The following is a 24,807-nucleotide window of genomic DNA, read 5'->3' on the forward strand; positions in this document are numbered from 1 at the left end:
GAACCAGTCGGGGATTTTTTATTCAGCGTGGACCGGATCAGTCCTCGCGGTACCGGCGCAGCTTGAGCTGCTTGCCTGCGACGCGAGTGTCCTTGAGCTTGGTCAGCAGACGCTCGAGACCGTCTTCTGGCAGCTCGATCAGGCTGAAGCTGTCACGCACCTGGATGCGGCCGATGGCTTCGCGGGCCAGGCCACCTTCATTGAGGATCGCACCCAGAAGGTTCTTGGCGGCGATGCCGTCACGGGCACCCAGGGCAGTACGGCAACGCGCACGGCCTTCGCCCAGCGGCATTGGCGCACGACGCTCACGCTCGCCACGGTCGCTACGCTCACTGCGCTCGCCGGTACCAGCGGTACGCTCACGCGGCGAGTAGGTCGGCACCAGAGGCTGTTCGCCTTCCACAGCCGCCAGGCTCAGGGCCTGACCGTTGGTGGCCTTGCGCAGCAGGGCCGAGGCCAGGGCGCGCGGGCTGCAGCCCAGGTCAGCGGTCAGACGGTCGAGCAGGTCGCCATGGCTGGCTTCGGCATCGGCCACCAGCGGTGCGAGGCTTGCGGTCAGCTTCTTGATGCGGGCATCCAGCACGGCCTGGGCATTGGGCAGACGGGCTTCGGCAACCTTCTGGCCAGTCACACGCTCGATGACCTGCAGCATGCGGCGCTCACGCGGGGTGACCAGCAGCAGCGCACGGCCTTCGCGACCGGCACGGCCAGTACGGCCGATACGGTGAACGTAGGACTCCGGGTCGTACGGCATGTCAACGTTGAACACGTGAGTGATGCGCGGCACGTCCAGGCCACGGGCAGCGACGTCGGTGGCGACAACGATGTCCAGGCGGCCATCCTTGAGCGACTCGATCACGCGCTCACGCTGGTTCTGGGCGATGTCGCCGTTCAGCGCGGCAGCCTTGTAGCCCTTGGCTTCCAGCGCGCTGGCGAGGTCCAGGGTGGCTTGCTTGGTGCGCACGAAGGCGATCAGCGCGTCGAATTCCTCGACTTCCAGCAGGCGCAGCACGGCCGGGATCTTCTGGTCGGCGTGGACCATCAGGTGAGCCTGGTCGATCGCGGTCACGGTCTGGGTCTTGGTCTGGATCTTCACATGCTTGGGGTCACGCAGGTGACGTTCGGCGATGCTACGGATCGAGGACGGCAGAGTGGCCGAGAACAGCACGGTCTGACGGGTTTCCGGGATGGCCTTGAAGATCACTTCGAGGTCGTCCATGAAGCCCAGCTTGAGCATTTCGTCGGCTTCGTCGAGCACCAGGTGCTTGATGGTCGACAGGACTTTCTCGTCGCGACGCAGGTGGTCGCAGAGACGGCCCGGGGTGGCCACGACGATTTGCGCGCCATTGCGGATTGCTTTGAGTTGTGGGCCCATTGGGGCACCACCGTACACGGCCACCACGTTAACGCCCGGCATCTGCTTGGCGTAGGTTTCGAAAGCGGTGGCTACTTGCAGCGCCAACTCACGGGTTGGCGCAAGGATCAGGGCTTGCGGTTCGCGCTTGCTCGTGTCGATACGGCTGAGGATCGGCAGTGCGAAGGCAGCGGTCTTGCCGGTGCCAGTCTGCGCCTGGCCGATCATGTCGTGACCGGCGAGGATGATCGGGATCGACTGTTGCTGGATGGCCGATGGCTCTTCATAGCCAGTGGCTACGACAGCGGCAACAATACTCGGGTTGAGATCGAGAGCGGCGAATCCGCCGGTTTCCTGGGTCATGGGTCTGCCTCTAGGTGCATCCGCAAAGACCCATGCTCCAAAACTGCACATGCCTTGAAAGACCCGAAGGTCACCCAGGCAGCTTTGGCGGCGGGGATTTGCGAAAACGATTGAAAATGGGAACGTCTTGGGACGGTCTACCTAGCGGACACGCAGCCGAGGCTGATCAGAGGATTTGCACCACCTGAATTTAAGGTCCGCTAAAAGACCGGCGCGTACTATATCTGAAATCGTGGGGAACGGTGAGAAATATTTCGCTGCGAGTGCGGTGGCTGAAACGGTTTATCCATGAAGGGGTGATCGGCGCCTGTGGGAGCGGCCTCGTGCCGCGATGGGCTGCGCAGCAGCCCCACTCCAGGCAACTCAGGTCGCGGGGCGCAACTGCGCGATCAGCGACTCCAGCGAATACCCCAACCGCGGCGCCAGCGCTTCAGCCCGCGCCAGCAGCGCCTCCTTGTCCAGCCCCTGCTCCAGGTCCGCCGGAACCACCACGATCACGTTCCCCTCCTTCACCGGCAATTCCCAGTAATGCCGGTGATAAAGCCCGCGCAACAACGCCGCCCCCAGCGGCTTGCCGTCTTCCCCGGCCCACTGGTTGATCACCAGCCAGCCTCCCGGGTTGAGTTTCTTCTGGCAGTCCTCCAGGAACCCCCATGCCAGGTGCCCTACCCCGGGCCCGTGGTCGGTATAAAGGTCGACAAAGATCAGATCGGCCGTCTCGGCGCTGGGCAGCAGCTCAAGCGCATCGCCCACGCGTACATAAAGCCGCGGGTCGTCATCAAGCCCCATGAACTCCATGGCCAGACGCGGCACGTCGGGCCGCAGCTCGATGGCCTCGACGTCATCGAGCGGCAGGAACTTCAGGCAGGCCTGGGTCAGCGTGCCAGCGCCGAGCCCCAGAAACAGCGCGCTCTCGGGTCGTTCATGGCACAGCGCGCCGACCAGCATGGCGCGGGTATAGTCATACTCCAGCCAGCTGGGATCGGCGGTGAACACGCAGCTCTGCTCGATGGCCTCGCCAAACTCCAGAAACCGGTAGTCCTCGACCTCGAGCACGCTGATGGTGCCCCACGCGTCCTGCACCTGGGCCAGCAGCCGCTCTTCCCGTTCACCTGCCATACGTCTCCCGCCCTCATGCCATCCAGGCAAAGACCCGCATTGTCCGCCAAGCCCGCCACTGCAACAAGCGCGCTGGCAGCTGGTAACATGGATTCACGTACCCTTCCCACCAGACCGAGCCTGTGATGAACCAACCCTGGACTCCTGACAGCTGGCGCGCCCTGCCGATCCAGCAGCAACCGACCTACCCGGATGCCGCGCACCTGCACAAGGTCGAGCAGACCTTGGCCAGCTACCCGCCGCTGGTGTTCGCCGGCGAAGCCCGCGAGCTGCGCCGCCAGTTCGCCGAGGTGACGCAGGGCCGGGCGTTCCTGTTGCAGGGTGGCGACTGCGCCGAAAGCTTCGCCGAGTTCTCGGCCGCCAAGATCCGCGACACCTTCAAGGTGCTGCTGCAGATGGCGATCGTCATGACCTTTGCCGCCGGCTGCCCGGTGGTCAAGGTCGGCCGCATGGCCGGGCAGTTCGCCAAACCGCGCTCGGCGAACGATGAGACGCTGGGCAACGTCACCCTGCCGGCCTATCGCGGCGATATCGTCAACGGCATCGGCTTCGATGAAAAGAGCCGCGTCCCCGATCCCGAGCGCCTGCTGCAGGCCTACCACCAGGCCACCGCCAGCCTCAACCTGCTGCGCGCCTTCGCCCAGGGCGGTTTCGCCGATCTGCACCAGGTGCACAAGTGGAACCTGGACTTCATCGCCAACTCGGCCCTTGCCCAGAAATACCACCAGCTGGCCGACCGCATCGACGAGACCCTGGCCTTCATGCGCGCGTGTGGCATGGACAGCTCGCCTCAGCTGCGCGAGACCAGCTTCTTCACTGCCCACGAAGCCCTGCTGCTCAACTATGAAGAAGCCTTTGTGCGCAGCGACAGCCTGACTGGCGAGTACTACGACTGTTCGGCGCACATGCTGTGGATTGGCGACCGCACTCGCCAGCTCGATGGCGCCCATGTCGAGTTCCTGCGCGGGGTGCGCAACCCGATCGGGGTCAAGGTCGGCCCGAGCATGGACCCTGAAGAACTGATCCGCCTGATCGACCGCCTCAACCCCGAGAACGACCCAGGCCGTCTCAACCTGATCGTGCGCATGGGCGCCGGCAAGGTCGGCGATCACCTGCCCGGGCTGATCCGCACCGTCGAGCGCGAAGGCCGCCAGGTGCTGTGGAGTTCCGACCCGATGCACGGCAACACCATCAAGGCCAGCAGCGGCTACAAGACGCGCGACTTCGCGCAGATCCTCAGCGAGGTGAAGCAGTTCTTCCAGGTGCACCAGGCCGAGGGATCATATGCCGGCGGTATCCATATCGAGATGACCGGGCAGAACGTCACCGAATGCATTGGCGGCGCCCGTCCGATCACCGAAGATGCGTTGTCTGACCGGTACCACACCCACTGCGACCCGCGGATGAATGCCGATCAGTCGCTGGAGCTGGCGTTCATGATCGCGGAGACGTTGAAGCAAGTTCGGCGGTGAGGTTCCTGGGTGTCTGAGCGGGCCTCTTCGCTGGCAAGTCGGAGCGCCGAACCGCAGCTCCCACAGTTTACGGCGCTACCTCCGAGATCTGCGCTGTACCTGTGGGAGCTGGCTTGCCAGCGAAGAGGCCATCAGCATCACAGCAGAATACAAGGAAGACCGCTATCACCTGGCCAGCGGATCATCCCAGAACGGCCGCTCCACCTCCTGCAAGGTATCCGCCCGGCTCAACCCAAGGTCCGCCAGCGCCGCATCGCTCAGGCCGGCCAGCTGCCGACGCTGGCGGTACAGCTCCACCCAGCGCGCCGGACGTTTCAGGTACACACTCAAGCTACTTTGACCTTTCATCTTGAAGCCCTCCGTGTTGGATGGCGTCAGTGTCGCGCCGGGCTTAAGATCAATCCAACGAATGTTTCTGATGCATCGCATGCAGGAGATTGATGCAATGTCCCAGTACCAGAGCCTCGATTCCGATGTGCTGCGCACCTTCGTGGCGATCGCCGAACAAGGCGGATTCACCCGTGCCGGCGAGGTCGTCAACCGCACCCAGTCGGCCGTGAGCATGCAGATGAAGCGGCTGGAGGAGGATGTCCTGCAGCGCCAGCTGTTCGAGCGCGAGGGCCGCCAGGTGCGCCTGACCGCCGAAGGCCAGGTGCTGCTGGGCTACGCGCGGCGCATCCTCAAGCTGCAAGGCGAGGTTTTCAATACCCTGCGCATGCCGCACATGGTCGGGCTGGTGCGTATCGGCACGCCGGACGACTACGCCATGCGCTTTCTGCCGGGCATCCTCTCAAGCTTTGCCCAGGCCTATCCGCTGGTGCAGGTGGAGGTGCATTGCGAACCGTCGAAACACCTGCTGATGCGCCAGGACCTGGACCTGACCATCGTCACCCGCGAGCCGGGATCGGAGGTCGGCCAGCTGCTGCGCCAGGAGCGCCTGGTGTGGGCGGCGGCCCAGGGTTTCTGTCCGCAGGACCAGCGCCCGATGCCGCTGGCGATGTTCAACACCGACTGCTTCTGCCGCGCGTGGGCCTGCAATGCGCTGGACACCCAGGAAGTGGAGTACCGGCTGGCCTACACCAGCCCGAGCCTGGCGGCGATCTTCGCCATTGTCAGCGCAGGCCTTGCGGTCACCGCGCAGTTGCAGAGCCTGATCGGCGGCAACCTGCGCGTCATCGGCGAAAACGAGGGCCTGCCGCAGTTGCCGCTGGCCAATGTGATGCTGCTGCGCAACCCGCACACCCAGTCGCCGATCACCGACTGCATGGCGGACTACATCATCGAGGGCTTCGCCGCCTAGAGCTTGCAGGCCAGCATGACCGCGCAGACGATCAGGAAACCGCAGAACAGCGAGCGCAAGGCTTTCTCGGGCAGCGCGTGGGCAAGTTTCACACCCCAGCTGATGCTCATCAGGCCACCCACCGCGAGCGGCAGGCCCATGTGCCAGTCAACCGTGTGGTGCCAGCCATAGGTGAGCAGGGTCACGGTGGTGCTTGGCGCCGCCAGCGCCAGGGACAACCCTTGGGCAACCACCTGGGTGGTGCCAAACAGGCTGGTCAGCACCGGCGTGGCAACCACCGCGCCGCCCACCCCAAACAGCCCGCCCATCGACCCTGAAAAGCTGCCAAGCACCGCTAGCCAAGGCCAGCCGTAGCGCAGCTCGGGGCTGGGCGCCGCGCTGCGCATGAACATCCGCGCCACGTTCCAGGCAGCCAGGACCACCAGAAAGGCCACGAAGCCCATGCGCATGGCCTGCGCATCGATGCCCACCGCCCAGATCGAACCAAACCAGGCGAAGACAAAACTGCACACCGCCAGCGGCAGCGCATGGCGCAGCTCGATGCGGTTGCGCTGGTGGTAGCGCCACAACGCCAGCAGCACGTTGGGCACCACCATCACCAGCGCCGTGCCCTGGGCCAGTTGCTGGTCAAGCCCGAACAGCACGCCCAGCGCCGGAATCGCGATCAATCCCCCGCCAATCCCGAACAGGCCGCCCACGGTGCCCAGCATGGCGCCCAATCCGATGTACATCACCCACTCGATCATCAGTGCCTCTAATCCGCTCAATCCATGCGCGCATGCTACCGGTGCCGGGCTGGCGGGGAAACGCACAGCCGCGCACAATGGCTGTGCGTGATTGGCAAAAGCAGGTGATCTGATGAACCCCGATATCCTCACCGAGCAGCTCGGCCTGTTCCTGGATGTGCTTGAAACCGGCAGTTTCTCCGCGGCTGCCCGGCGTTACCCGTTGACGCCATCGGCCGTGGCACGGCGCATCGACACGCTGGAAAACGCCGTGGGCAGCCGGCTGTTCGTGCGCAGCACCCATGCCGTGCGGCCGACAACCGCCGGTATCGCCTTCGCCGAACGCGCCCGGCGGATCGTCGAGGAACTGCGTCTGGCGCGAGCCGAGGCGGTGTCGCTGAGCAACGCGCCGGAGGGCCTGATCCGCATCGATGCCCCCGCGGCCTTTGGCCGACGTCACCTGGCGCCGGCCATCGCCGATTTCCTGGTGGCCTACCCGGGCCTGGATGTCCAGTTGCGGCTGATCGACAGTTTCGTCGACATGCACGGCAGCCATCTTGGGGAGGTCGACCTGGTGTTGCGCGCCGGCCCGCTGGCCGACACCCGGCTGGTCGCCACGCCCCTGGCCTACATGGTCAGGATCGCCTGCGCCAGCCCGGACTACCTGTCCCGCCGCGGCCTGCCCGCCTGCCCCAGCGAGCTGCCCGGCCACGACGGCCTCGACTGGGATGGCCTTGCCCCACCCTTCGCCTGGCGCTTCAGCCTCGACGACCAAGTGCGCCTGTACCGCCCCACGCGCATGCGCATGACCGCCAACAATGCCGAGACCCTGCTGTTCGGCGCGCTGGCAGGCCTGGGCATTGCCCATCTGCCCACCTGGCTGGTCAGCGACTACCTGCTGCGTGGCGAACTGGTGCCACTGTTTTGCGACAGCGGCCTGCCTGACCCCGAAACCAGTGGCATTTACGCGCTTCGACTTGAACATGAAACGAACTCTCGGAGCCGATTGCTGCTCGAATTCCTCAAGAGCCGTTTCAGTCCGGTGCCGCCGTGGGACCTGGCCTTGCGCAGCGAGCTCCGCTGGCAGTAGGTGCAGCACACGCTTGAGCGCCAGACTTTCCTATCTATCGATTTCAAGGACCTGCATGAACGCCGACCCCCGCGCCACGAGTGACGAGCTGCTGCTGGACAATCAGGTCTGCTTTGCCCTGCACTCCACCTCACTGCTGATGACCAAGGTCTACAAGCCGCTGTTGCAGGCGCTGGGGCTGACCTACCCGCAATACCTGGCCATGCTGGTGCTGTGGGAGCAGGACGGCCTGACCGTGGGCGAGATCAGCCACCGGCTGCTGACCGACCCGGGGTCACTGACCCCGCTGCTCAAGCGGCTCGAAGCCGAAGGATTGCTCAACCGCACCCGCAGCCGCGAGGACGAGCGCGTGGTGCTGGTCGAGCTGACCGAGCAAGGCCGCGAATTGCAGCAGCAGGCCCGGCGGGTTCCGCCGTGTATCCAGGCGGCTAGTGGGCGTAGTGTCGAGCGATTGCAAGAGTTGCAGGCCGAGTTGCTGGAGTTGCGGGCGCAGTTGCAGAAGAGTTTGTGATCGGCCCGGCTATGCCGGGCCAGGCCGGGGGCTGGGGTTGCGTTGGGTGGCAGGAATCCCCCACTAAGCCAGGAGAATTTGCGCCATAAAAAAAACCCGGCACAGGCCGGGTTTTTCGCAGTCACCAAGAAGATTACTTCTTGGAACGGCCCTTGAAGCTGCCATCGCGAGTGTCGATGTCGATCATCTCGTCGATTTCGATGAAGTCGGCAACCTGGATCTCGGTGCCGTTGCTCAGCTTGGCTGGCTTCATGACCTTGCCGGAAGTGTCGCCACGCGCCGAGTTCTCGGTGTAGGTGACTTTACGGCTGATGGTGGTCGGCAGTTCAACCGATACCAGGCGCTCTTCGAAGAACACGGCTTCGCAGACGTCGGTCATGCCTTCTTCGATGTACGGCAGAACGGCTTCGATGTCTTCGGCGTTCAGCTCGTACATGGTGTAGTCGCTGGTGTCCATGAACGTGTAGGTGTCACCGCTGATGAACGACAGGGTCGCTTCTTTGCGATCCAGGATCACGTCGTCCATCTTGTCGTCCGCACCGTATACGGTTTCGGTCTTGTAGCCGGTCAGCAGGTTCTTCAGCTTGGTCTTCATGATCGCGCTGTTACGGCCCGACTTGGTGAATTCAGCTTTCTGAACCAGCCACGGGTCGTTGTCGATCCGCAGGACGGTACCGGGTTTGAGTTCTTTACCAGTTTTCATGCGAGATATCCGAATTTGGATGGATTTACAAAAATCGAGGCCGCGTATCATATCCAATTTCGGTAAAAGTGTACCAGCGCCATGGCAAGGTCCGGCTGAGCGGCCAGGCGCGCGCACCATTGGCGGGCGTGCTGGCGCAGCTCGTCCCAGTGGAGCAGCGCCTCGCGCCAGGCCGGCCCCGGGTCGCGGTCCATGTTCCAGGCGCGCCAGAGCCCGACCAGCGCCGCCTCGGCCGGCGCCGACAATCCCTGCCGGTAAATGGCCAGGAAGGCGTCGAGCTTTTCCCAATGGGCATTGTCCTCCTGCAGGTAGATATGCCAGAGCATCGGCCTGGCCGCCCACTGCGCGCGCACGAACGAATCCTCGCCGCGCACGGCATTGAAGTCGCTGCTCCACAGCAACCGGTCGTAGTCGTCCTGGCTGACAAACGGGAGAATCTGCATGGTCAGCGCGCCGCGCTGGCGCACCTCGCCGACCCCAAGCAGCGGCTCGCCCAGCCAGCCACAGACATCCCCCAGGATCCGACCTTCGGGCACCAGCACATGGCTGGGCTGATCGGCGGTGGCCAGGGCGTCGAGCCAGTTCCCCAGCTGCGGGTTCTCGTAGGCGAACAGCGAGATCAACCGAACGCCCGGCCGCGGCCGCACGCCCAGCCCTTGCAGGAATGCCGAACGCGCGGACGGGTCCTGCTCGAAGGCCTCGCGCCGCGCCAGCAGCGAGGCTTCACGCAGCAGCCCGCCGGTTCTTTCGGTGAAGCCCGGAAAGAAGAACACCTTGCGCAGGCCGTTGGGCTGCGGCGACGGCAAGCCATGGCAGCCTTCGACCCAGTCCTCCGCGCTGAGGTACTCAAGGTTGAGCCAGAGCGAACGGGTTGGGCGCACACGCATGGCCTCGACGTATTCGGCAGGCAACTGGCAGGCAAACGCGCCGATCACCACGTCGGCCGGAACAGCCGGCTGCCAGGCGGCGGGCCACTGACGCACTTCGACACCCTGCTGCCACTGAGCGGCGGCGCCCGCGTCGGCCTGCGGGCAGAGGCGCACGAAAGGCGCCAGGTCATCCACCCACAGGCGCACGGCCATCTGGTGCTCGGCGGCCAGCTGCCGGGCCAGGCGCCAGGTCACGCCAATGTCGCCGTAGTTGTCGACGACCGAGCAGAAGATGTCCCAGGTGGTTTTCATGCCGCATCCTCGCGCCGGGCGGAAAAACCGCCGATTCTGCGGATAATTTCTCACGGGCGAAAGCGCCATGGCCGAAAAATCCCGGGCAGGCCGTGCGACAATGACGCCCTGCCCTGCCAGGAGGCCTGTCCCATGCCCCGCCCACATTCCCTGAACATCACCTTCAAGCCCTTGCAGCTGATCATCTGCGTGGCCCTCGGCCTGTGGCTGGGTGCCGTGGCCATCGCCCTGAGCCTGTGGCTGGCGTGGCAGTTGTGGCCCGAGCAGGTCCGGCCCGTGGCCCAGGCCCTGGCCCCGGCCATCGCCGCACCGGCACCCGATGCCCAGGCGCAGATGTTCGAACGCTACAACGCCATCCTGCAACAGCAGGAACAGCAGCAGGCCCAGGAGCCCACCCATATCCGGCCGCGCACCCTGAACAACCCGGCCTGCCAGTTCTGGCTGCAACAGGACCGCACCGCCCCTTCCGACAAGAGCCAGGCCAACGTCCTGGAGCATTGCTACCGACCATGAACAAGGCCGACCTGCTGCACCGTATCATCGAAGCCCTCGAGCACGACATGCTGTTGCTCCAGCGCGCCGCCCAGACCGCGTACGAAGCGGCCACCGCGCAAGAGAACATCGCCGAGAACAAGTACGACACCCTGGGGCTGGAGGCCTCCTACCTGGCCACCGGCCAGGCCCGGCGCGCCGCCGAGATTCGCCAGGCACTTCTCGCCTACCAGCAGCTCGTGTCCCGCGACTACGACCCGGCGCGCGGCATCCAGATCAGCAACCTGGTCACCCTGGAGGACCAGCAGGGCCACCCGCGTCAGTTGTTCCTGGGACCCGAAGCCGCCGGCCTGAAGATCGGCGAAGGCGACCGGCAGATCACCGTCATCACCCCGCGCTCCCCGCTCGGCCAGGTGTTGCTGGGCAAGCGGGTCGACGACGAGGTCAGCCTGGTGCTGGCAGGTGTCACCCAACTGCAGGTGGTGATCGCCGCCCAATGATTCTTTCTTCTTCACCGCAACGAGACTGCCCATGACCCACCCGCCCTTGAGCCGCGCCCTGATCCTGCTGATGGCGACCGCCACCGGCCTGGCCGTGGCGAGCAACTACTACGCCCAACCCTTGCTGCACAGCATCGCCGAATACTTTGGCCTGAGCACCGCCAGCGCCGGCAGCATCGTGATTGCCGCGCAGCTCAGCTATGGCGCCGGCCTGCTGTTGCTGGCACCGCTGGGCGACCTGTTCGAGCAGCGCCGGCTGATCGTCAGCATGATCGCGATCGCCACCGCCGGATTGCTGATCAGCGCCTTTTCGCCCAGCCTGCCCTGGCTGATCCTGGGCACGGTGCTCACCGGGTTGTTCTCGGTGGTCGCGCAGATCCTGGTACCCATGGCCGCGGCCCTCAGCGCCCCGGATCAGCGCGGCCGCGCCGTCGGCACGCTGATGACCGGGTTGCTCCTGGGGATCCTGCTGGCGCGCACCGCCGCGGGCTTCATGACCGAGCTGGGCGGCTGGCGCAGCATCTACCTGCTGGCGGCCGGCCTGATGGCCGTGTGCGCCATTGCCCTGTACCGCAAGCTGCCCGAGCATCACCAGCATGCCGGGCTGCGGTACCCGGCCCTGATCGCATCGGTGTTTCGCCTGTTCGTGGACGAGCCCGTCCTGCGCCTGCGGTCGCTGCTGGGGCTGCTGTCGTTCTGCCTGTTCGCGCTGTTCTGGACCCCGCTGGCATTTCTGCTGGCGCGCGAGCCGTACCAGTATTCGGACGGGGTGATCGGCCTGTTCGGCCTGGCCGGCGCGGCCGGGGCGCTGTCGGCGAACTGGGCCGGACGCCTGGCAGACCGCGGCAAGGGCTCGCTGGGCACCACGGTCGGGCTGGTGATCCTGCTGCTGTCCTGGGTGCCGCTGGGCTTTGCGCAGCATTCGCTGGTGGCGCTGCTGGTTGGCGTGCTGTTGCTCGACCTGGCGGTGCAGCTGGTGCATGTCAGTAACCAGAACGCCGTGATCGCCCTGAAGCCCGAGGCACGCACACGGCTCAATGCCGGATACATCACCTGCTACTTCATCGGTGGCGCGATCGGCTCGCTGCTCGGCACGCAGTTGTTCCAGCGGTACGGCTGGATGGGGATCGTCGTGGCCGGCCTGGTGATCGGCGCGGTGGCGCTGGCGGCGTGGGGTGTGGCGGAGCGCAGGCGGTCGAGGGGGAAGGCAGAGTTGTCCGGGGTGGCTAGATAGGTGGTCAGGAGTGGCTTTGGGGGTGTGCGCTCTCACGAGCATCACCCGCCGCCCCCAAGCCATACAATCCCCCAGCACCCTCCGTCGCCTGGCGATTGACTTGCCCGCTTCATCGTTGCTCATTAAGCGCTGTCAATGGGCACACTGACAGGACGGAACGATGACAAGACTCACGGTTCAATCCGGCGATTTCTTGCAAGGGGAAGCGGAATATCGCAATGGAGCGCTGACACTCAAGACCACCCGCAGCCCCTCACCAGGGGAGCGCATTTCACTGGCCCGGATCAGCGACCTCAAGGTCGCCAACCAGGAGTCCAGCCGCAGTATCGGCAGCGCCCTGGGCTGGGGCGTGGCCGGGGCGCTGGTGGCAGGGCCGGTCGGCCTGCTGGCCGGCCTCTGGCTTGGGGGCAAGGAGGAGGAAGTGACGTTCCTGGCCACCTTCAAGGACGGCCGCAAGCTCCTGGCGATCACCGATGGCAAGACCTGGTCGAAAATCGACAACACCTGGCGCAGGCGCCAGCTGCCTCCCTCAGCCAACTGAACAGACTGCTCCCACGTCGTTCGTTTGTTGCATGAAACGCAGCAAACAACGGCGATGGCCGCTGCTGGCCTGTTAACATGCCGCCCCTTTGCCCCTGCCCGGCTGCCAAGGAGCCTTCGCATGACCCTGTCCCGTCCCTGCCTGCCGTCGAGCCTGCTCAGCCTGAGCCTGGCCTTGCCGAGTACCGCGACCCTTGCCCAGGACAGTGTCACGCTCGACCCCCTGCAGGTCTCGGAAGTGTCCGGCGACCAGGGCTACCAGGCTCGCCAGGCCAGCGTGACGGGCCTGCAGGCGGCGCCGCTGCTCGACACTCCGGCGTCGGTCAGCGTGTTCAGCGAGCAGCTGCTGCAGGACCGCCAGGTGCGCAAGCTCAGCGAGGTGCTGCAGAGCGATGCCTCGGTCGGTGACAGCTACGCGCCGATCGGCTACTACGAGAACGTCAACGTGCGCGGCTTCGAGCTCAGCGCCGCCAACAGCTACAAGATCAATGGCCAGATCATCGCCGGCGAGCAGAACGTGGCGCTCGAGAACAAGCAGCAGGTCGAACTGCTCAAGGGCTTGTCCGGCCTGCAGAGCGGTGTGTCAGAGCCCGGCGGGCTGGTCAACTACGTGACCAAGCGCCCGGAGGACGTGCGCAGCGTCAGCGTGTCGAGCAATGAGCAGGGCGAGCGCTACATCGCCACCGACCTGGGTGGCTGGTTTGGCAGCGAGCGTCAGTTCGGCCTGCGCGCCAACCTGGCCCATGAGGACATCCGTTCCTACGTCGACCACGCCGACGGCCGACGCGATTTTGCCTCCCTGGCCTTCGACTGGCAGATCAGCCCGGACGCCACGCTGCAGCTCGACGCCGACTACCAGCAGCGCGAGCAGCGTTCGGTGCCCGGTTACCAGCTTCTCGGTGGCACTGCCCTGCCCCATGGGGTCGACCCCGAGGATCGCCTGGCCTACCAGCGCTGGGCCAAGCCGGTGAAAATCGACTCGTTCAACCTCGGCGCGCGCTTCGAGTACCGCTTCAACGATGCCTGGACCGGCAACCTCAGCGCCTCGCGCAGCCAGGTGGTGATCGACGACTACAGCGCGTTTGCCTGGGGCAGCGAGGATGGCTGGGTCTCGCACTTCAGCCCCGAGGGCGACTACGACATCTACGACTACCGCAGCCCGGACGACACCCGGCGCATCGATGAGACCCAGGCGGCGCTGCGTGGCCGCTTCGAAGCCTTCGGGCTCGGCCACGACCTGACCCTGGGCGCCAGCGCCCAGCGCCGCACGCTCGACCAGCGGCCCTACTACAACGAGCTGGTCGGCAGTGGCAACATCGGTGCCGACGCCCCTGCCGTCGAGCCGTCCGAGCGCTCCGTGGGCGCCAGCACCCGCCGCCTGGACAGCCGCCAGTACGGACTGTTCATCAGCGACCGAATCACCTTCAACGATCGATGGCAGACCGTGATCGGGGCCCGCGAAGTGCGCCTGGACGAACAGACCTGGGACGAGGACGGCACGGCTGGCCGCCACACCCGCGAGTACCAGTTGCTGCCAAATGCCGCGCTGATCTACAAACCGCGCGAGGACACGACGCTCTATGCCAGCTACAGCAAGGGCCTGTCCGCCGGCAGCACGGCGCCGTGGTTTGCCAGCAATGCCGCGCAGATCCTCGCGCCGACCTTGTCGCGCCAGCTGGAGCTGGGCATCAAGCGGGACTGGGAGCGGCTGAGCCTGAGCGCGGCGTTGTTCCAGATCCGCCAGGCCAACCAGTACGCCCGTCCCGAGGGTGACGGCGGGTTCACTTACGTGCAGCAGGGTCAGCAGAAGAACACCGGCCTGGAGCTGGGCGCCAGCGGCTGGCTCACCTCACGCCTGCAGGTGCACGCCAGCGCCGCGGCTATTCGTGCCCGGGTCAAAGGCAGCGGCACCGAAGCCTACGAAGGCCATCAGGCGCTCAACGTGCCGAACCTGCGCGCTGCGCTGCAGGCGGACTACCAGCTGCCGGTCCCCGGCCTGGCCCTGCTCGCGGGCGCCCGCTATAGCGCCAGCAAGTATGCCGACCAGGCCGGCAGCGTGCAGGCTGGGGGGTATACCGTGTTTGATCTCGGCAGCCGTTACCGCACGCGGGTGGCGGGGTATGAGACGGTGTGGCGGTTGACGGTGGATAACGTGCTGGACAAGCGGTACTGGCGGGATGTCGGGGATTATCTGGGTGACAACTACGCGTTCCAGGGCGCGCCCCGGACTGCGCGGGTCAGTGCGCAAGTGAATTTTTAGGCCCAGTCTGTGGGGGCAATTGGCTGTGTTCCCTGCCGGTATCGCGCAATCTGGTGATCCTCTGCCCCGGCGAGGGCTCCGCCCTCGCCGGGGCAGAGGATTGTAGGGTTGTGCAATGGTGGGAGGGTGCAAGGACAGCCGTCCCCCAACAGGATTTGGCTGCACCCTGAAATCCAGGCAAACAAAAAGCCCCCGCACCTTTCGGTACGGGGGCTTTCGTCGAATATGGCGGTGAAGAAGGGATTCGAACCCTTGATACAGTTTCCTGTATACACACTTTCCAGGCGTGCTCCTTCAGCCACTCGGACACTTCACCGTATCTCTTCAAGCTATTCAGCCTGTCGAGGCGCGCTAATGTAGTCGAAAGCTTTCCGGATGGCAAAGGTTTTTTTCAGAATTTTCATGCGCTTAAGCCAACGTGGCAATGCTGCCAATATAGGACGTGCTTCTGCTGGGTGCTTTACCTGGCGCCAATGGGTCAGTAACGTCGGCAGCACGCCACCCAGAGGACCCTGTCATGAGCGAGCTCATCACCTACCACGCCGAAGACGGCATCGCGACGCTGACCCTGAACAACGGCAAGGTCAACGCCCTCTCGCCCGAGGTCATCACGGCATTCAACGCCGCCCTGGACCGCGCCCAGCACGACCGCGCCGTGGTGATCCTCACCGGCCAGCCGGGCATCCTTTCCGGCGGCTACGACCTCAAGGTAATGACCTCCGGCCCCAAGGAGGCCGTCGCGCTGGTCACCGCCGGCTCCACCCTTGCCCGCAGGATGCTCTCGCACCCCTTCCCCATCGTGGTCGCCTGCCCAGGCAACGCGGTGGCCAAGGGCGCGTTCCTGCTGCTGTCGGCCGACTACCGCATCGGCGTCGAGGGTCCGTTCAAGATCTGTCTCAACGAAGTCCAGATCGGCATGACCATGCACCACGCCGGCATCGAGCTGGCCCGCGACCGCCTGCGCCGCGCAGCTTTCCACCGCGCGGTGATCAACGCCGAAGTGTTCAACCCGCACGCCGCCGTGGACGCCGGCTTTCTCGACAAGGTGGTGCCGGCCGAGCAACTGCAGGACGCCGCCCTGGCCGCCGCCCGCGAGCTGAAGAAGCTCAACATGCTGGCGCACCGCAACACCAAGCTCAAGGTACGCAAGGCGCTGCTGGACAGCCTGGACGAAGCCATCGCGCTCGACCAGGCACCCTTGGGCTGATCGCCACCAAACGTGTCCCGCCCTGAGCGGTTGCTCTCCTGCGCCACACCGACCAAGCTGTAGGCGGGATCAACCGAGGAAGTAGCAACCCATGGGTCGAGTCGTCGCAGCGGCGGTGTACAGCGCCGGCAGGAAAGTCACCAACATCAGCATCGACGAAGGCAGCCAGTGGGCGAGCAAGCCCGGGCACTTCGTCTGGATCGGGCTGGAAGAGCCCAACGCCGAACTGCTCGCCACCCTGCAGCGCCAGTTCAACCTGCATGAACTGGCCATCGAGGACGCGCTGGAAAAGCACAGCCGGCCCAAGCTCGAGACCTTCGGCGACGCGCTGTTCATCGTCACCTATTCACCGGTGCGTGACCAAGGGCGGCTGGAGTTCATCGAGACGCACATCTTCGCCGGCAACGGCTATGTCATCACCTGCCGCAATGGCCACTCCAAGTCCTACGCCCTGGTGCGCCAGCGCTGCGAGGCGCGCCCGCTGCTGCTCGAACACGGCGAGGATTTCGTGCTGTACGCCCTGCTCGACTTCGTCACCGAGAACTACCAGCCGGTCAGCGAGGCGATACATGACGAGATCGAAGCACTGGAGCAAAGCGTGCTGAGCGACTCGCTCAGGGAAACCGACATCCAGCGCCTGCACAGCCTGCGCCGTGACATCCTGCGCCTGCGCCGGTACGTGGCACCCATGGTCGAGGTCAGCGAGGAGCTGCAGCGCCTCAAATTCCCGTTCATCGACAAGAACATGCGCCCGTACTTTCGCGACGTGCAGATCCATGTGACGCGGCAGATGGAGGACCTGGCCAGCATCAAGGACATTGCCAGCCAGACCATCGAGATCGGCATGCTGCTGGAGGCCTCGCGCCAGAGCATCCTGCAGCGCAAATTCGCCGCCTGGGCGGCGATCCTGGCGTTCCCGACGGCGGTGGCGGGGATCTACGGGATGAATTTCGAGAACATGCCCGAACTGACCTGGCACTACGGGTATTTCGCGGTGCTGGGGCTGGTCGCCACGGGCTGCACGGCGCTGTTCGCGAGCTTCAAGCGGTCGGGATGGCTTTAAACCGGAAACTGCGGGGCCGCTGGGCGGCCCCAGGCGGTTAGGCTGCCCCGTCCTTGCCCGGATGCCCCACGAAGCGCAGCATCCACTCCCCGACCAGGTCGCCCTGGTGCCCTTCCGACAAGCTCGCCAGTGCCCGCTGGTACACCTCATCCCCCAAGTGCTGCTGGCGGGCATCGAGCAATGCACGCGAGTAGTCATGGACAAACTCCGGGTGCCCCTGGAAACACAGCACCTGGTCGCGGATGTGGTACGCCGCGAACGGGCAGAAGTCGCTCGAAGCGATCACCGTGGCCTCTTCGGGCAGCGACGTCACCTGGTCCTGATGGCTGATCAGCAGCGTCAGTTCGGAGACCTGGGGGTCCATCCAGGGCGCATGGGCGGCCAACTGATAGCGATGAACCCCCACGCCCCAGCCCTGGCTCGCGCGTTCGGTCTTGCCCCCCAGCAGCAGCGCCAGCAGCTGATGGCCGAAGCAGACGCCCAGCAACTTGTCGCCGCGCGCATAGCGCTCCAGCAGATAAGCCTTCAGTGTTTCGATCCACGGATCGGAACCGAACGAATCCGCCTTGCTGCCGGTCACTAGATAGGCATCGAAGACTTCGTTCGCGTCGGGGTATTCGCCATTCATCACGTTGTACACGCGAAACTCGGCAGCGATCGGCTGACGTGAAAACAGCTGCTCGAACATCCTTCCGTAGCCCTGGTATTGCTCGACCAGCTCGGGTCGCAGGACATCGGTTTCCAGGATGCAAATGCGTAGCGACATAGGGATATTCCTGAACGACATTGACGGGATAACCCTGCGAAGCCTGCCGCGAATGCGCGCCACAAGCAAGTAGGATGCACTGACGAACGGCGACTGAAGTGAAGGTTGATGCCTGCGAGGGCCGCGCCTCTCTAGTGGGCGGATGCACCTCGGTGTTCAGGCGGATTCATAACGGTAATAACGCAGTGTTTGATACCGATATAACAAATGGTTCTCACGGATGGGTAACGTCGACTCGCCGGGTGGTTTATATCCACAGGAGAGGCAAGCAGTCATGGGGCGTCAGGGGGCGCCGACTGCTATCGACCCGCTCGACAGGGAAGCCATCAGGCACTCAGGAATAACAACAAATAGGCGGTTTGCCATGTTCAGACAATCAAAATTTCGCCAGGCCGGACTCATTCTGTTCGCCACCACCTTGCTGCTCATCCTGCCGAACCTGACGCGGCTATTCGGTTGACGCGCAGGTGGCGCCGCCGCGCCACACACAGGTAATCTGCCGGCCCTTTGGTTGGAGACTGCCCATGCGCCGCTGCCTTGCCCTGCTGCTGTCGTTCATCTGCCTGCCAGCCGTGGCGGCGCAGCTGACCCTCGACCTGGGCGACGGTGCCCGCCACTGGCAGACCGAAGCCCTGCTTGCCCACCCGCAGGCGCAAGACATCAGCATCGCGCAGGATGTCACCTACAAGCGGCCGATGCGCTACCGGGCCGTGCCCGTTTCCGCGTTGCTCCAGGGCGTGAATGAAGGCGAGCACCTGCAAGCCGTGGCGCTCGATGGCTTTGCCGCCGAGATGCCGGCCGGCCCGTTGCTGCAGGCAGGCCCGGCGCGGGCGTGGCTGGCCATTGAAGACCCCGCCCACCCCTGGCCAGCGCTGGGCAAGGGCAAGCCCAGCGCCGGGCCGTTCTACCTGGTGTGGACCGAGCCGCAGGCCAGCGGGATTCGCCCGGAACAGTGGCCGTTCCAGGTGGCGAGTATTCGACGGCTGGCGACGGTGGCCGAGCGTTTTCCCGCGCTGTTACCGGCAGCCGGCTTGGCCGAGGATGATCCGGTTCGATTGGGGTTTGCGCTGTTCCAGCAGAACTGCCTGGCGTGCCACCGCCTCAATGGGGCTGGAGACGCGCAGTTAGGGCCGGACCTGAATGTGCCGCACAATCCCACGGAGTACTTCCAGCCGGGGTACCTGCGCCGGTTCATACGTGATCCGCAGAGCCTGCGGCACTGGCCGCAGGCGAAGATGCCCGGGTTTGGGGAACAGGTGCTGAGTGATGCCGAGCTGGATGCGGTGATTGCCTATCTGGGGCATATGGCTGCGCGGCGGCCTTGAGAGGGGTGGTGCCCCCTTCGCTGGCAAGCCAGCGAAGGGGGCGACACCGATTGCAGATCAGGCCACCGGCCGCTCCTGTTTCACCCCCCAGCCTTCCACCTCACCGCCAAGCGGACCGATCACCGACTCGAAGTCCTGCTCGAACTCGCCGATACCACCATAGGTGGCGAACATCACCTTGCTCAGTTCCAGGTGCCAGCCTCCATCGTCGAGCTCGCGCACCTGCGCCTTGAGCGACTCGCCACGGAACTTGCCCGCGGCCCGGCGCGCCATGTCTTCGTCCGGGAATACGGCATAGAACTCGATCGGGTGAATGCGGGTGAAATCGAAACCGCCAGCTTTCATCTGGCGAAGAACATTGCTGCTGATGTCGTCGTTATGGCTGCTCATGCTTCGTCCTCCGGCAATGCAATGGATAGACTTTCGGTGCACGGGGCACCTGCCTGGGCGCCTTGAACGGGCCAGGCAGTCGAGCTGATACGAGACGCGAACGTGAAGCGCGGCCTGCTGACAGGACCCACGCAGGGTGCAGGCTAGCTCTGGCCTCCACCCTGCGCCAGCACGCGCATGCTCACGGCCGCGGTGAGATGGAGCTGATGGTCACGCCGTTCTGCTCCTTCAGCCAGCGCGCGGTAGGGGAATGGGCTCGGTCCTCGAAGTCATTCAGGTCCAGTTCATCCAGCAGCGGGAACAGCTGCGAGCGGATGACCCGTGCGGCCTCCTCCTCGCTAGGTTGCTGCTCCGAGGAAATCAACAACGAGGTCGGCTCGCCTTTCTGGTTGGCGAAGATGACTTCCCACTCTTTCATTGAATAGCCCTCAATCAAAGAACAACAGTGAATGCAGCTGGTTATTGCTTGACCCTTCACCTCATTTGAATGTTCAGCACGAATTGCCGTGCGGACAAAAAAAAAGGCCCGCCGGTCGTCCGGCGAGCCCTTGCACGCAGGCGCGCTTAGTCAGGCTTGCCGTGGACCACCCCGGCGGTGTTGTCCAGCAGGCTCTTGGTCGCCGTCTGGATGTAGGCCTCGAGCTTCTTCAGCATCTCGGGCTGGTCCGGGCTTTCGATCAGTTCGGCCTTGAACTCGCGACCCAGCTGGTAGCGGTACAGGCGCGGAGTCATGTCCTTGGACTCGATCAGGATGCGGTCACCCTGCACCAGGCCGACGATCTGCTCGCTGCCCGAGGGCTTGATCATGCCCACGCCCGGGTCGCCCGCCGGCAGATTGAGGAGGTCGCGGCCCCAGCACTGGTGACGCGTCTCGCCGCCCAGGCGGCCCATGATGGTCGGGACGATATCGACCTGGGTGCCAACGGTGTGGTCGACCGCGCCGAACTTGCCCTGGATGCCCGGGGCGATCAGCAGCAGCGGCACGTTGAAGCGGCCCAGGTCCAGCTCGGTGACCTGCTGGTTGTTGCCGAAGCCGTGGTCGCCGACGATCACGAACAGCGTCTCGTTGAAGTACGGCTCTTTGCGCGCCTTCTCGAAGAACTGCCCCAGCGCCCAGTCGGAGTAGCGCATGGCGGTCAGGTGCTCGTCGAGGCGGCCCTGGCCTGTGACCGGCTCGACCGGCAGGTCCTTGGGCAGCGCGTACGGCGTGTGGTTGGACAGGGTCTGCAGCAGCGCGTAGAACGGCTTCTTGCCGTAGTTGCTGGCAAGCTCCTGGGCGGCGCGGTCGAACATGTCCTGGTCGGAGACACCCCAGGTCGGATCGGAGAACACCGGATTGACGAAGTCGTTACGGCCGATGAAGGTGGTCATGCCCTGGCTGCCGAAGAAACCGGACTGGTTGTCCCAGGCGAAGTCGCCGTTGTAGACGTACACGTCATCGAAGTCGCGCGCGCTCAGCAGTGCTGGCAGGCCCGACAGCTTGTGACCGCCCTCCGGGGTCTGCATCAGGTATTCGAAGCCTGGCAGGTTGGGGAAGCAGCCCATGGTGGCGAACATGCCCTGGTGGGTATGGGTGCCGTTGGAGAAGAAGCGGTCGAACAGCAGGCCCTCCTTGGCCAGCTTGTCGAAGTAGGGGGTGATGTTGTTCGGACTGCCCAGGGCGCCCACCGAGTGACCGGCGAAGCTTTCCATGAGGATCACCACCACGTTCTTGATCGGCAGGCTGCGCTCGGCGGGCGGCGTGAAGTCGCGGCGGATCGCGGCGCTGTCGGCATCGACCAGGCGATCGTTGGGGGTCAGCAGCAGGTCGCGCACGCTTTGCTGGGCCACCTCGGGGTCGAGGGTGGCCTTCCAGACATTGGAGCGGTGCTTGCCGAAGCGGCTCTTGGCGGCATCGATCAAGGTCAGGGTGCCGTTCAGGCCTAGCTGGTTGACGAAGTTCGAGTCGGTGGTGAAGGCGTCGCCCCAGCGCATCGGCGGCCCTTGGCGCAGGGTGCCGCGGGCGGCGACCACGGCCAGCAGCAGGATGACCATGAACACCGCGAGGCGGTTGTACCACGGGGTAACGGCGGCGGTCTCGCCACGGGTCAGGCGGTCGATGCCCTTGAACAGCAGGCTCAGCAGCCAGGTGCCGAAGACCCAGGCCAGCAGGTAGCGCACCACCGGGAAGCCGTACCAGAGCATGCTCATGACGGTTTTCGGGTCTTCCTGGATGTACTGGAAGACCAGGCCGTTCAGGCGCTGGTGGAACTCACGGTAGAAGTCCATCTCGACCAGGCCGAGGAACATCACCGCGCTGGCGGCGAGGGTCAGCCACGCCCGGAAGACACAGCGCCTGGCCATGGCCCACGGCGAGAGCATCGCCAGCAGCAGCGGGATGCTCAAGTAGACCACCACGCGCAGGTCGAAGCGCAGGCCGTTGAGGAAGCCCTCGGCAACGGTCAAGTAGGGCGTGTCGCCGATCATGTCGCTGTTGTAGACCAGCAAGCCGAGGCGCACCAGGCTGAGCATGAACATGATCACCAAGGCGCACAGCAGCGTGTAGGCCAGGTGAGATTTGAGCGTCGGCGAGAACGGGCGTGGCACGCCCCGTTGCTTCAAGGCATCCGTGTTGGCCATGAATGGTTTGATCCTGGTATCCGGGTTTACGAGGGGGCGTAATGTGCCTCAACTGACGTGGCTTGGCACGACAATTGGGCGATGGCAGCATTGCGCGGCGCGGATTGTCGGAAATCGGGTGTGAAAATTTTGTTCATCGCCCGCTCAGGGCCGCACCATGCCCCGTGGCCCGGCGATCGCCCAGATGATCAGGCCCAGCACCGGCAACAGCAGGATCAGCAAGACCCAGAGAATCTTCGCCCCTGTTCCCACGCTGCTCTTGACCACGTTGAGGATCGCCCAGATATCCAGCGCGAGAATGATCAGGCCCACCAGGCCGTTGAATGTGGAACCCATGCCGGCACCTCCAACCGTTGCGCGTGCTGCTCAGCATAGCGCGCTATCGATCCGATAGAGGGAATCCTTGTCGATGGGTGACAGTCGATGTTTAAACTGTAACCAAAGATCGCACGAGGTTCGCATGCCCCCAGCTCACGTCGAAAGCGTCGCCCCCTCCTCCTCTTTCTGGGCGCTGTGGCGCGAACATGCCCGCAGCACGCCCTGGGTCACCGCGGGCCTGGGCCTGAGCTTGCTGGCCATTGTCATCCTGCTGCTGGCCAGCATGTGGAACGCGGTCAACGGTGACCACGCGCACAACCTGCACCTGGCCCTGCTCGGCGGCCTGGGCGGCTTTGGCGCCACTGCGCTGGGCGCGGTGCTGGCGGTGGTGATGCGCGACATCAGCGCGCGCAGCCAGGATGTGATGCTGGGCTTCGCGGCGGGAATGATGCTGGCCGCCAGCTCGTTCTCGCTGATCCTGCCGGGTCTCGATGCCGCGCGGGAGATCACCGGCAACGGGCCGGCCGCCGCGCTGACCGTGGTGTTCGGCATGGGTCTGGGCGTGTTGCTGATGCTCGGCCTTGAGCGGGTCACGCCCCATGAACATGAAAGCACCGGCCCGTTGGGCCCGAACGCGGCGCGGATCAACCGGGTGTGGCTGTTCGTGCTGGCGATCACCTTGCACAACCTGCCCGAGGGCATGGCCATCGGCGTGAGCTTCACCAACGGCGACCTGAACATCGGCCTGCCGCTCACCACGGCCATCGCCATCCAGGATATTCCCGAGGGCCTGGCCGTTGCCCTGGCCCTGCGCGCCACCGGCCTTTCGAACCTGCGCGCGGCGCTGGTGGCCATCGGCTCCGGCCTGATGGAACCCCTTGGCGCGATCATCGGCCTGGGCATCTCCACCGGCTTCGCCCTCGCCTACCCGATCAGCATGGGCCTGGCGGCGGGCGCGATGATCTTCGTGGTGTCCCATGAGGTGATCCCCGAAACCCACCGCAACGGCCACCAGAGCGCGGCCACCATCGGCCTGATGGGCGGGTTCGCGGTGATGATGTTCCTGGATACCGCCTTGGGCTAGCGGTGAACGGCCTAGACGTGAACGGCGACGCGTAGCGCCTCGAGGGAGGGCGCCGCGGCGATGCCGGCCTCGGCGCACAGTTCCAGCACCCGCGCCAGGTCGTTCTGGGCGACCAGCACCACCTGCAGCTCGTCATCGAGCAACTGGCTGAAGTTCACCAGCACGTAGCCGCCTGCCTCTTTGTTCAGGGCGCTCATCTGCACCTGGATGCGGTTGAGCGCGGTCAGCGCCTCGGTCTTGGCCAGTTGCTTGGGATTGAGGGTGAAGGCGATGCTCTTGTCGAACGAGCCTTTGATCTGTCCGAACAGGTCCGGGTAGGTGTCGGCCTGGAACAGCACGGTGTCGGGCAGGCTGCCGACTACGATCCACTCTCCCAGCGGAATCGGGAAACTGTCGTCGTAGTTGATGTCGGGGTTGGCGGCGAGAAACGCGGCTGGGTCGGCGTAGGCCTGGGCGGCTTCGTCGGCGATGCGCTCGATGTCCTCCGGGCGCATGCAGCCGGCACCGATCAGGCTGATGAGTTCGAGCAATGGGGTAGTCATGACGGGGCCCTGCGGCATTGGAAAAAAGGCGCCAAGGATAGCCGCAAATGCCCCGTTCAGGTTAGGCCAGCGACGCCAGCCGGTCGGCGGCGTCCGTGGCGCCCATGGTGCGCGCGGCATCCAGCGCCGAGGCGCCGCGGGCGTCGCGGTGCGCCGCGTTGGCGCCGTTGGCCAGCAGGTACTCGAGGATCTCCAGACGATTGAACATCGCGGCCAGCATCAGCGCGGTGCGCCCGTCACCGGCGGCGGCATCGACCGCCACGCCATGCTCGACCAGCAGGCGGATCATTTCCAGGTCGCCCTTGAAGGCCGCGCCGGCGATCGGCAGCTGGTTGTTGTCGTTGGCGACAAGCGGGTCGGCGCCGTGGGCGAGCAGCACGCGCACGGCTTCGTGATGGCCGTGGTAGCTGGCCAGCATCAGCAGGGTGTCGCCCTTGTGGTTGCGCAGGTTCGGCGTCAGGCCGCTGGCCAGCAGACGCTCGAGCATCTGCGCGTCGCCCTGGCGGGCGCGATCGAAGACCTCGGCGGCGAACGCAGCGGCCTCGTCTTCGGTCATGGGAGCGGGTTGACGTTGGTCGGACATTCGGAACCTCCTGGCACATGGCAAAGCCCAAGTCTTAGTCAGGCAGGCCTCGGGGTCAAAGGTTCC

General features: G+C 65.0%; 26 protein-coding genes, 1 tRNA gene and 1 pseudogene. 14 read left to right on the plus strand and 14 right to left on the minus strand.

All coding sequences use genetic code 11. The features are described 5' to 3' along the window. Positions 1-37 precede the first annotated feature (37 nt). Positions 38-1,751, minus strand: a pseudogene (locus VJS90_RS19505) (DEAD/DEAH box helicase). 329 nt (positions 1,752-2,080) lie between these two features. Next, positions 2,081-2,836: a spermidine synthase gene (locus tag VJS90_RS19510; RefSeq protein ID WP_324123270.1), complete on the minus strand. Its 756-nt coding sequence runs from the start codon at positions 2,834-2,836 to the stop codon at positions 2,081-2,083. 125 nt (positions 2,837-2,961) lie between these two features. Between VJS90_RS19510 and VJS90_RS19515 the strand changes: the two genes are divergently transcribed. Further along, positions 2,962-4,308: a class II 3-deoxy-7-phosphoheptulonate synthase gene (locus tag VJS90_RS19515; RefSeq protein WP_324123271.1), complete on the plus strand. Its 1,347-nt coding sequence runs from the start codon at positions 2,962-2,964 to the stop codon at positions 4,306-4,308. 165 nt (positions 4,309-4,473) lie between these two features. Here the strand turns inward: VJS90_RS19515 and VJS90_RS19520 are convergent, their stop codons facing one another. Beyond that, positions 4,474-4,656 carry a DUF1127 domain-containing protein gene (locus VJS90_RS19520; protein WP_324123272.1) on the minus strand — a complete coding sequence of 61 codons (183 nt, stop codon included), beginning with the start codon at positions 4,654-4,656 and terminating at the stop codon, positions 4,474-4,476. Positions 4,657-4,753: 97 nt separating this feature from the next. Between VJS90_RS19520 and VJS90_RS19525 the strand changes: the two genes are divergently transcribed. After that, a complete protein-coding gene (locus tag VJS90_RS19525; RefSeq protein ID WP_324123273.1) occupies positions 4,754-5,608 on the plus strand; it encodes a LysR substrate-binding domain-containing protein in 855 nt (284 codons plus the stop codon). Here VJS90_RS19525 and VJS90_RS19530 read toward each other — a convergent pair. After that, the gene (locus VJS90_RS19530; RefSeq protein ID WP_324123274.1) at positions 5,605-6,354 is read right to left on the minus strand and encodes a sulfite exporter TauE/SafE family protein; all 750 of its coding nucleotides are present in this window, start codon (positions 6,352-6,354) and stop codon (positions 5,605-5,607) included. The genes VJS90_RS19525 and VJS90_RS19530 overlap by 4 nt on opposite strands. A gap of 112 nt (positions 6,355-6,466) precedes the next feature. On the opposite strand from VJS90_RS19530, the gene VJS90_RS19535 reads away from it, so the two are divergent. Further along, positions 6,467-7,423 carry a LysR family transcriptional regulator gene (locus VJS90_RS19535; protein ID WP_324123275.1) on the plus strand — a complete coding sequence of 319 codons (957 nt, stop codon included), beginning with the start codon at positions 6,467-6,469 and terminating at the stop codon, positions 7,421-7,423. Between the two features lie 55 nt (positions 7,424-7,478). Then, complete coding sequence (locus VJS90_RS19540; RefSeq protein WP_324123276.1) at positions 7,479-7,934, plus strand: MarR family transcriptional regulator; 456 nt, start codon at positions 7,479-7,481, stop codon at positions 7,932-7,934. A 133-nt stretch (positions 7,935-8,067) separates the two neighbouring features. On the opposite strand, the gene efp is transcribed toward VJS90_RS19540, so the two are convergent. Next, positions 8,068-8,637: an elongation factor P gene (gene efp / locus VJS90_RS19545; RefSeq protein WP_324123277.1), complete on the minus strand. Its 570-nt coding sequence runs from the start codon at positions 8,635-8,637 to the stop codon at positions 8,068-8,070. Between the two features lie 47 nt (positions 8,638-8,684). After that, positions 8,685-9,818 (minus strand): elongation factor P maturation arginine rhamnosyltransferase EarP, encoded by a 1,134-nt coding sequence (earP, locus tag VJS90_RS19550; RefSeq protein WP_324123278.1) that lies wholly within the window; start codon positions 9,816-9,818, stop codon positions 8,685-8,687. A 132-nt stretch (positions 9,819-9,950) separates the two neighbouring features. Here earP and VJS90_RS19555 point away from each other — a divergent pair, with 132 nt between their 5' ends. The 5 genes from VJS90_RS19555 to VJS90_RS19575 all read left to right on the plus strand — a co-directional run bounded on the left by VJS90_RS19555 (position 9,951) and on the right by VJS90_RS19575 (position 14,844). Next, positions 9,951-10,331, plus strand: coding sequence for a hypothetical protein (locus VJS90_RS19555; protein WP_324123279.1), 381 nt, complete (start codon positions 9,951-9,953; stop codon positions 10,329-10,331). Beyond that, complete coding sequence (locus VJS90_RS19560) at positions 10,328-10,810, plus strand: transcription elongation factor GreAB (protein WP_324123280.1); 483 nt, start codon at positions 10,328-10,330, stop codon at positions 10,808-10,810. Before VJS90_RS19555 ends, VJS90_RS19560 begins: the two co-directional genes overlap by 4 nt. Positions 10,811-10,841: 31 nt before the next feature. After that, the gene (locus tag VJS90_RS19565) at positions 10,842-12,044 is read left to right on the plus strand and encodes an MFS transporter (protein ID WP_324123281.1); all 1,203 of its coding nucleotides are present in this window, start codon (positions 10,842-10,844) and stop codon (positions 12,042-12,044) included. Positions 12,045-12,204: 160 nt separating this feature from the next. After that, on the plus strand, positions 12,205-12,585 hold the full coding sequence (locus tag VJS90_RS19570; RefSeq protein WP_324123282.1) for a hypothetical protein: 381 nt from the start codon (positions 12,205-12,207) through the stop codon (positions 12,583-12,585). 120 nt (positions 12,586-12,705) lie between these two features. Beyond that, positions 12,706-14,844: a TonB-dependent siderophore receptor gene (locus tag VJS90_RS19575; RefSeq protein ID WP_324123283.1), complete on the plus strand. Its 2,139-nt coding sequence runs from the start codon at positions 12,706-12,708 to the stop codon at positions 14,842-14,844. A 226-nt stretch (positions 14,845-15,070) separates the two neighbouring features. Here VJS90_RS19575 and VJS90_RS19580 read toward each other — a convergent pair. Further along, positions 15,071-15,160 (minus strand) — tRNA-Ser (locus VJS90_RS19580). A 201-nt stretch (positions 15,161-15,361) separates the two neighbouring features. Here VJS90_RS19580 and VJS90_RS19585 point away from each other — a divergent pair. Further along, positions 15,362-16,051 carry a crotonase/enoyl-CoA hydratase family protein gene (locus tag VJS90_RS19585; protein WP_324123284.1) on the plus strand — a complete coding sequence of 230 codons (690 nt, stop codon included), beginning with the start codon at positions 15,362-15,364 and terminating at the stop codon, positions 16,049-16,051. Between the two features lie 91 nt (positions 16,052-16,142). After that, the gene (locus tag VJS90_RS19590) at positions 16,143-17,114 is read left to right on the plus strand and encodes a magnesium and cobalt transport protein CorA (RefSeq protein ID WP_324123285.1); all 972 of its coding nucleotides are present in this window, start codon (positions 16,143-16,145) and stop codon (positions 17,112-17,114) included. 37 nt (positions 17,115-17,151) lie between these two features. Here the strand turns inward: VJS90_RS19590 and VJS90_RS19595 are convergent, their stop codons facing one another. After that, positions 17,152-17,880 carry an amidotransferase gene (locus tag VJS90_RS19595; RefSeq protein ID WP_324123286.1) on the minus strand — a complete coding sequence of 243 codons (729 nt, stop codon included), beginning with the start codon at positions 17,878-17,880 and terminating at the stop codon, positions 17,152-17,154. 220 nt (positions 17,881-18,100) lie between these two features. Here VJS90_RS19595 and VJS90_RS19600 point away from each other — a divergent pair, with 220 nt between their 5' ends. Further along, positions 18,101-18,340, plus strand: coding sequence for a hypothetical protein (locus VJS90_RS19600; protein WP_324123326.1), 240 nt, complete (start codon positions 18,101-18,103; stop codon positions 18,338-18,340). A 64-nt stretch (positions 18,341-18,404) separates the two neighbouring features. Continuing rightward, positions 18,405-19,205 (plus strand): cytochrome c, encoded by an 801-nt coding sequence (locus VJS90_RS19605; RefSeq protein ID WP_324123287.1) that lies wholly within the window; start codon positions 18,405-18,407, stop codon positions 19,203-19,205. A 57-nt stretch (positions 19,206-19,262) separates the two neighbouring features. Here VJS90_RS19605 and VJS90_RS19610 read toward each other — a convergent pair whose 3' ends face one another. The 4 genes from VJS90_RS19610 to VJS90_RS19625 form a co-directional block, all read right to left on the minus strand. Further along, complete coding sequence (locus VJS90_RS19610) at positions 19,263-19,595, minus strand: ribonuclease E inhibitor RraB (protein ID WP_324123288.1); 333 nt, start codon at positions 19,593-19,595, stop codon at positions 19,263-19,265. Positions 19,596-19,776: 181 nt separating this feature from the next. Beyond that, positions 19,777-20,013 carry a hypothetical protein gene (locus tag VJS90_RS19615; RefSeq protein ID WP_324123289.1) on the minus strand — a complete coding sequence of 79 codons (237 nt, stop codon included), beginning with the start codon at positions 20,011-20,013 and terminating at the stop codon, positions 19,777-19,779. 146 nt (positions 20,014-20,159) lie between these two features. Then, a complete protein-coding gene (locus VJS90_RS19620; protein ID WP_324123290.1) occupies positions 20,160-22,214 on the minus strand; it encodes an LTA synthase family protein in 2,055 nt (684 codons plus the stop codon). Positions 22,215-22,358: 144 nt separating this feature from the next. Next, the gene (locus tag VJS90_RS19625) at positions 22,359-22,550 is read right to left on the minus strand and encodes a PLDc N-terminal domain-containing protein (RefSeq protein ID WP_324123291.1); all 192 of its coding nucleotides are present in this window, start codon (positions 22,548-22,550) and stop codon (positions 22,359-22,361) included. A 124-nt stretch (positions 22,551-22,674) separates the two neighbouring features. Here VJS90_RS19625 and VJS90_RS19630 point away from each other — a divergent pair, with 124 nt between their 5' ends. After that, entirely contained in the window at positions 22,675-23,616 is a 942-nt protein-coding gene (locus tag VJS90_RS19630; protein WP_324123292.1) for a ZIP family metal transporter, read from the plus strand. A gap of 11 nt (positions 23,617-23,627) precedes the next feature. On the opposite strand, the gene VJS90_RS19635 is transcribed toward VJS90_RS19630, so the two are convergent. Next, positions 23,628-24,158, minus strand: a complete 531-nt coding sequence (locus VJS90_RS19635) for a hypothetical protein (RefSeq protein ID WP_324123293.1) — start codon at positions 24,156-24,158, stop codon at positions 23,628-23,630. Between the two features lie 61 nt (positions 24,159-24,219). Continuing rightward, positions 24,220-24,741: an ankyrin repeat domain-containing protein gene (locus VJS90_RS19640; RefSeq protein ID WP_324123294.1), complete on the minus strand. Its 522-nt coding sequence runs from the start codon at positions 24,739-24,741 to the stop codon at positions 24,220-24,222. Positions 24,742-24,807: the final 66 nt, after the last annotated feature.

Origin of the sequence: Pseudomonas sp., from assembly GCF_035277045.1 — a bacterium.
Classification (GTDB): Bacteria; Pseudomonadota; Gammaproteobacteria; order Pseudomonadales; family Pseudomonadaceae; genus Aquipseudomonas.

Bases quoted from the DNA above. Each gene is read 5' to 3' on its own strand.
- VJS90_RS19595 (WP_324123286.1), bottom strand. From the start codon at position 17,880: ATGTCGCTACGCATTTGCATCCTGGAAACCGATGTCCTGCGACCCGAG.
- VJS90_RS19515 (WP_324123271.1), top strand. From the start codon at position 2,962: ATGAACCAACCCTGGACTCCTGACAGCTGGCGCGCCCTGCCGATCCAG.
- VJS90_RS19540 (WP_324123276.1), top strand. From the start codon at position 7,479: ATGAACGCCGACCCCCGCGCCACGAGTGACGAGCTGCTGCTGGACAAT.
- earP (WP_324123278.1), bottom strand. From the start codon at position 9,818: ATGAAAACCACCTGGGACATCTTCTGCTCGGTCGTCGACAACTACGGC.
- VJS90_RS19535 (WP_324123275.1), top strand. From the start codon at position 6,467: ATGAACCCCGATATCCTCACCGAGCAGCTCGGCCTGTTCCTGGATGTG.
- VJS90_RS19640 (WP_324123294.1), bottom strand. From the start codon at position 24,741: ATGTCCGACCAACGTCAACCCGCTCCCATGACCGAAGACGAGGCCGCT.
- VJS90_RS19555 (WP_324123279.1), top strand. From the start codon at position 9,951: ATGCCCCGCCCACATTCCCTGAACATCACCTTCAAGCCCTTGCAGCTG.
- VJS90_RS19525 (WP_324123273.1), top strand. From the start codon at position 4,754: ATGTCCCAGTACCAGAGCCTCGATTCCGATGTGCTGCGCACCTTCGTG.
- VJS90_RS19610 (WP_324123288.1), bottom strand. From the start codon at position 19,595: ATGAGCAGCCATAACGACGACATCAGCAGCAATGTTCTTCGCCAGATG.
- VJS90_RS19585 (WP_324123284.1), top strand. From the start codon at position 15,362: ATGAGCGAGCTCATCACCTACCACGCCGAAGACGGCATCGCGACGCTG.
- VJS90_RS19570 (WP_324123282.1), top strand. From the start codon at position 12,205: ATGACAAGACTCACGGTTCAATCCGGCGATTTCTTGCAAGGGGAAGCG.
- VJS90_RS19560 (WP_324123280.1), top strand. From the start codon at position 10,328: ATGAACAAGGCCGACCTGCTGCACCGTATCATCGAAGCCCTCGAGCAC.
- VJS90_RS19605 (WP_324123287.1), top strand. From the start codon at position 18,405: ATGCGCCGCTGCCTTGCCCTGCTGCTGTCGTTCATCTGCCTGCCAGCC.
- VJS90_RS19530 (WP_324123274.1), bottom strand. From the start codon at position 6,354: ATGATCGAGTGGGTGATGTACATCGGATTGGGCGCCATGCTGGGCACC.
- VJS90_RS19575 (WP_324123283.1), top strand. From the start codon at position 12,706: ATGACCCTGTCCCGTCCCTGCCTGCCGTCGAGCCTGCTCAGCCTGAGC.
- VJS90_RS19635 (WP_324123293.1), bottom strand. From the start codon at position 24,158: ATGACTACCCCATTGCTCGAACTCATCAGCCTGATCGGTGCCGGCTGC.
- VJS90_RS19510 (WP_324123270.1), bottom strand. From the start codon at position 2,836: ATGGCAGGTGAACGGGAAGAGCGGCTGCTGGCCCAGGTGCAGGACGCG.
- VJS90_RS19565 (WP_324123281.1), top strand. From the start codon at position 10,842: ATGACCCACCCGCCCTTGAGCCGCGCCCTGATCCTGCTGATGGCGACC.
- VJS90_RS19520 (WP_324123272.1), bottom strand. From the start codon at position 4,656: ATGAAAGGTCAAAGTAGCTTGAGTGTGTACCTGAAACGTCCGGCGCGC.
- VJS90_RS19625 (WP_324123291.1), bottom strand. From the start codon at position 22,550: ATGGGTTCCACATTCAACGGCCTGGTGGGCCTGATCATTCTCGCGCTG.
- VJS90_RS19620 (WP_324123290.1), bottom strand. From the start codon at position 22,214: ATGGCCAACACGGATGCCTTGAAGCAACGGGGCGTGCCACGCCCGTTC.
- VJS90_RS19600 (WP_324123326.1), top strand. From the start codon at position 18,101: ATGGGTAACGTCGACTCGCCGGGTGGTTTATATCCACAGGAGAGGCAA.
- efp (WP_324123277.1), bottom strand. From the start codon at position 8,637: ATGAAAACTGGTAAAGAACTCAAACCCGGTACCGTCCTGCGGATCGAC.
- VJS90_RS19590 (WP_324123285.1), top strand. From the start codon at position 16,143: ATGGGTCGAGTCGTCGCAGCGGCGGTGTACAGCGCCGGCAGGAAAGTC.
- VJS90_RS19615 (WP_324123289.1), bottom strand. From the start codon at position 20,013: ATGAAAGAGTGGGAAGTCATCTTCGCCAACCAGAAAGGCGAGCCGACC.
- VJS90_RS19630 (WP_324123292.1), top strand. From the start codon at position 22,675: ATGCCCCCAGCTCACGTCGAAAGCGTCGCCCCCTCCTCCTCTTTCTGG.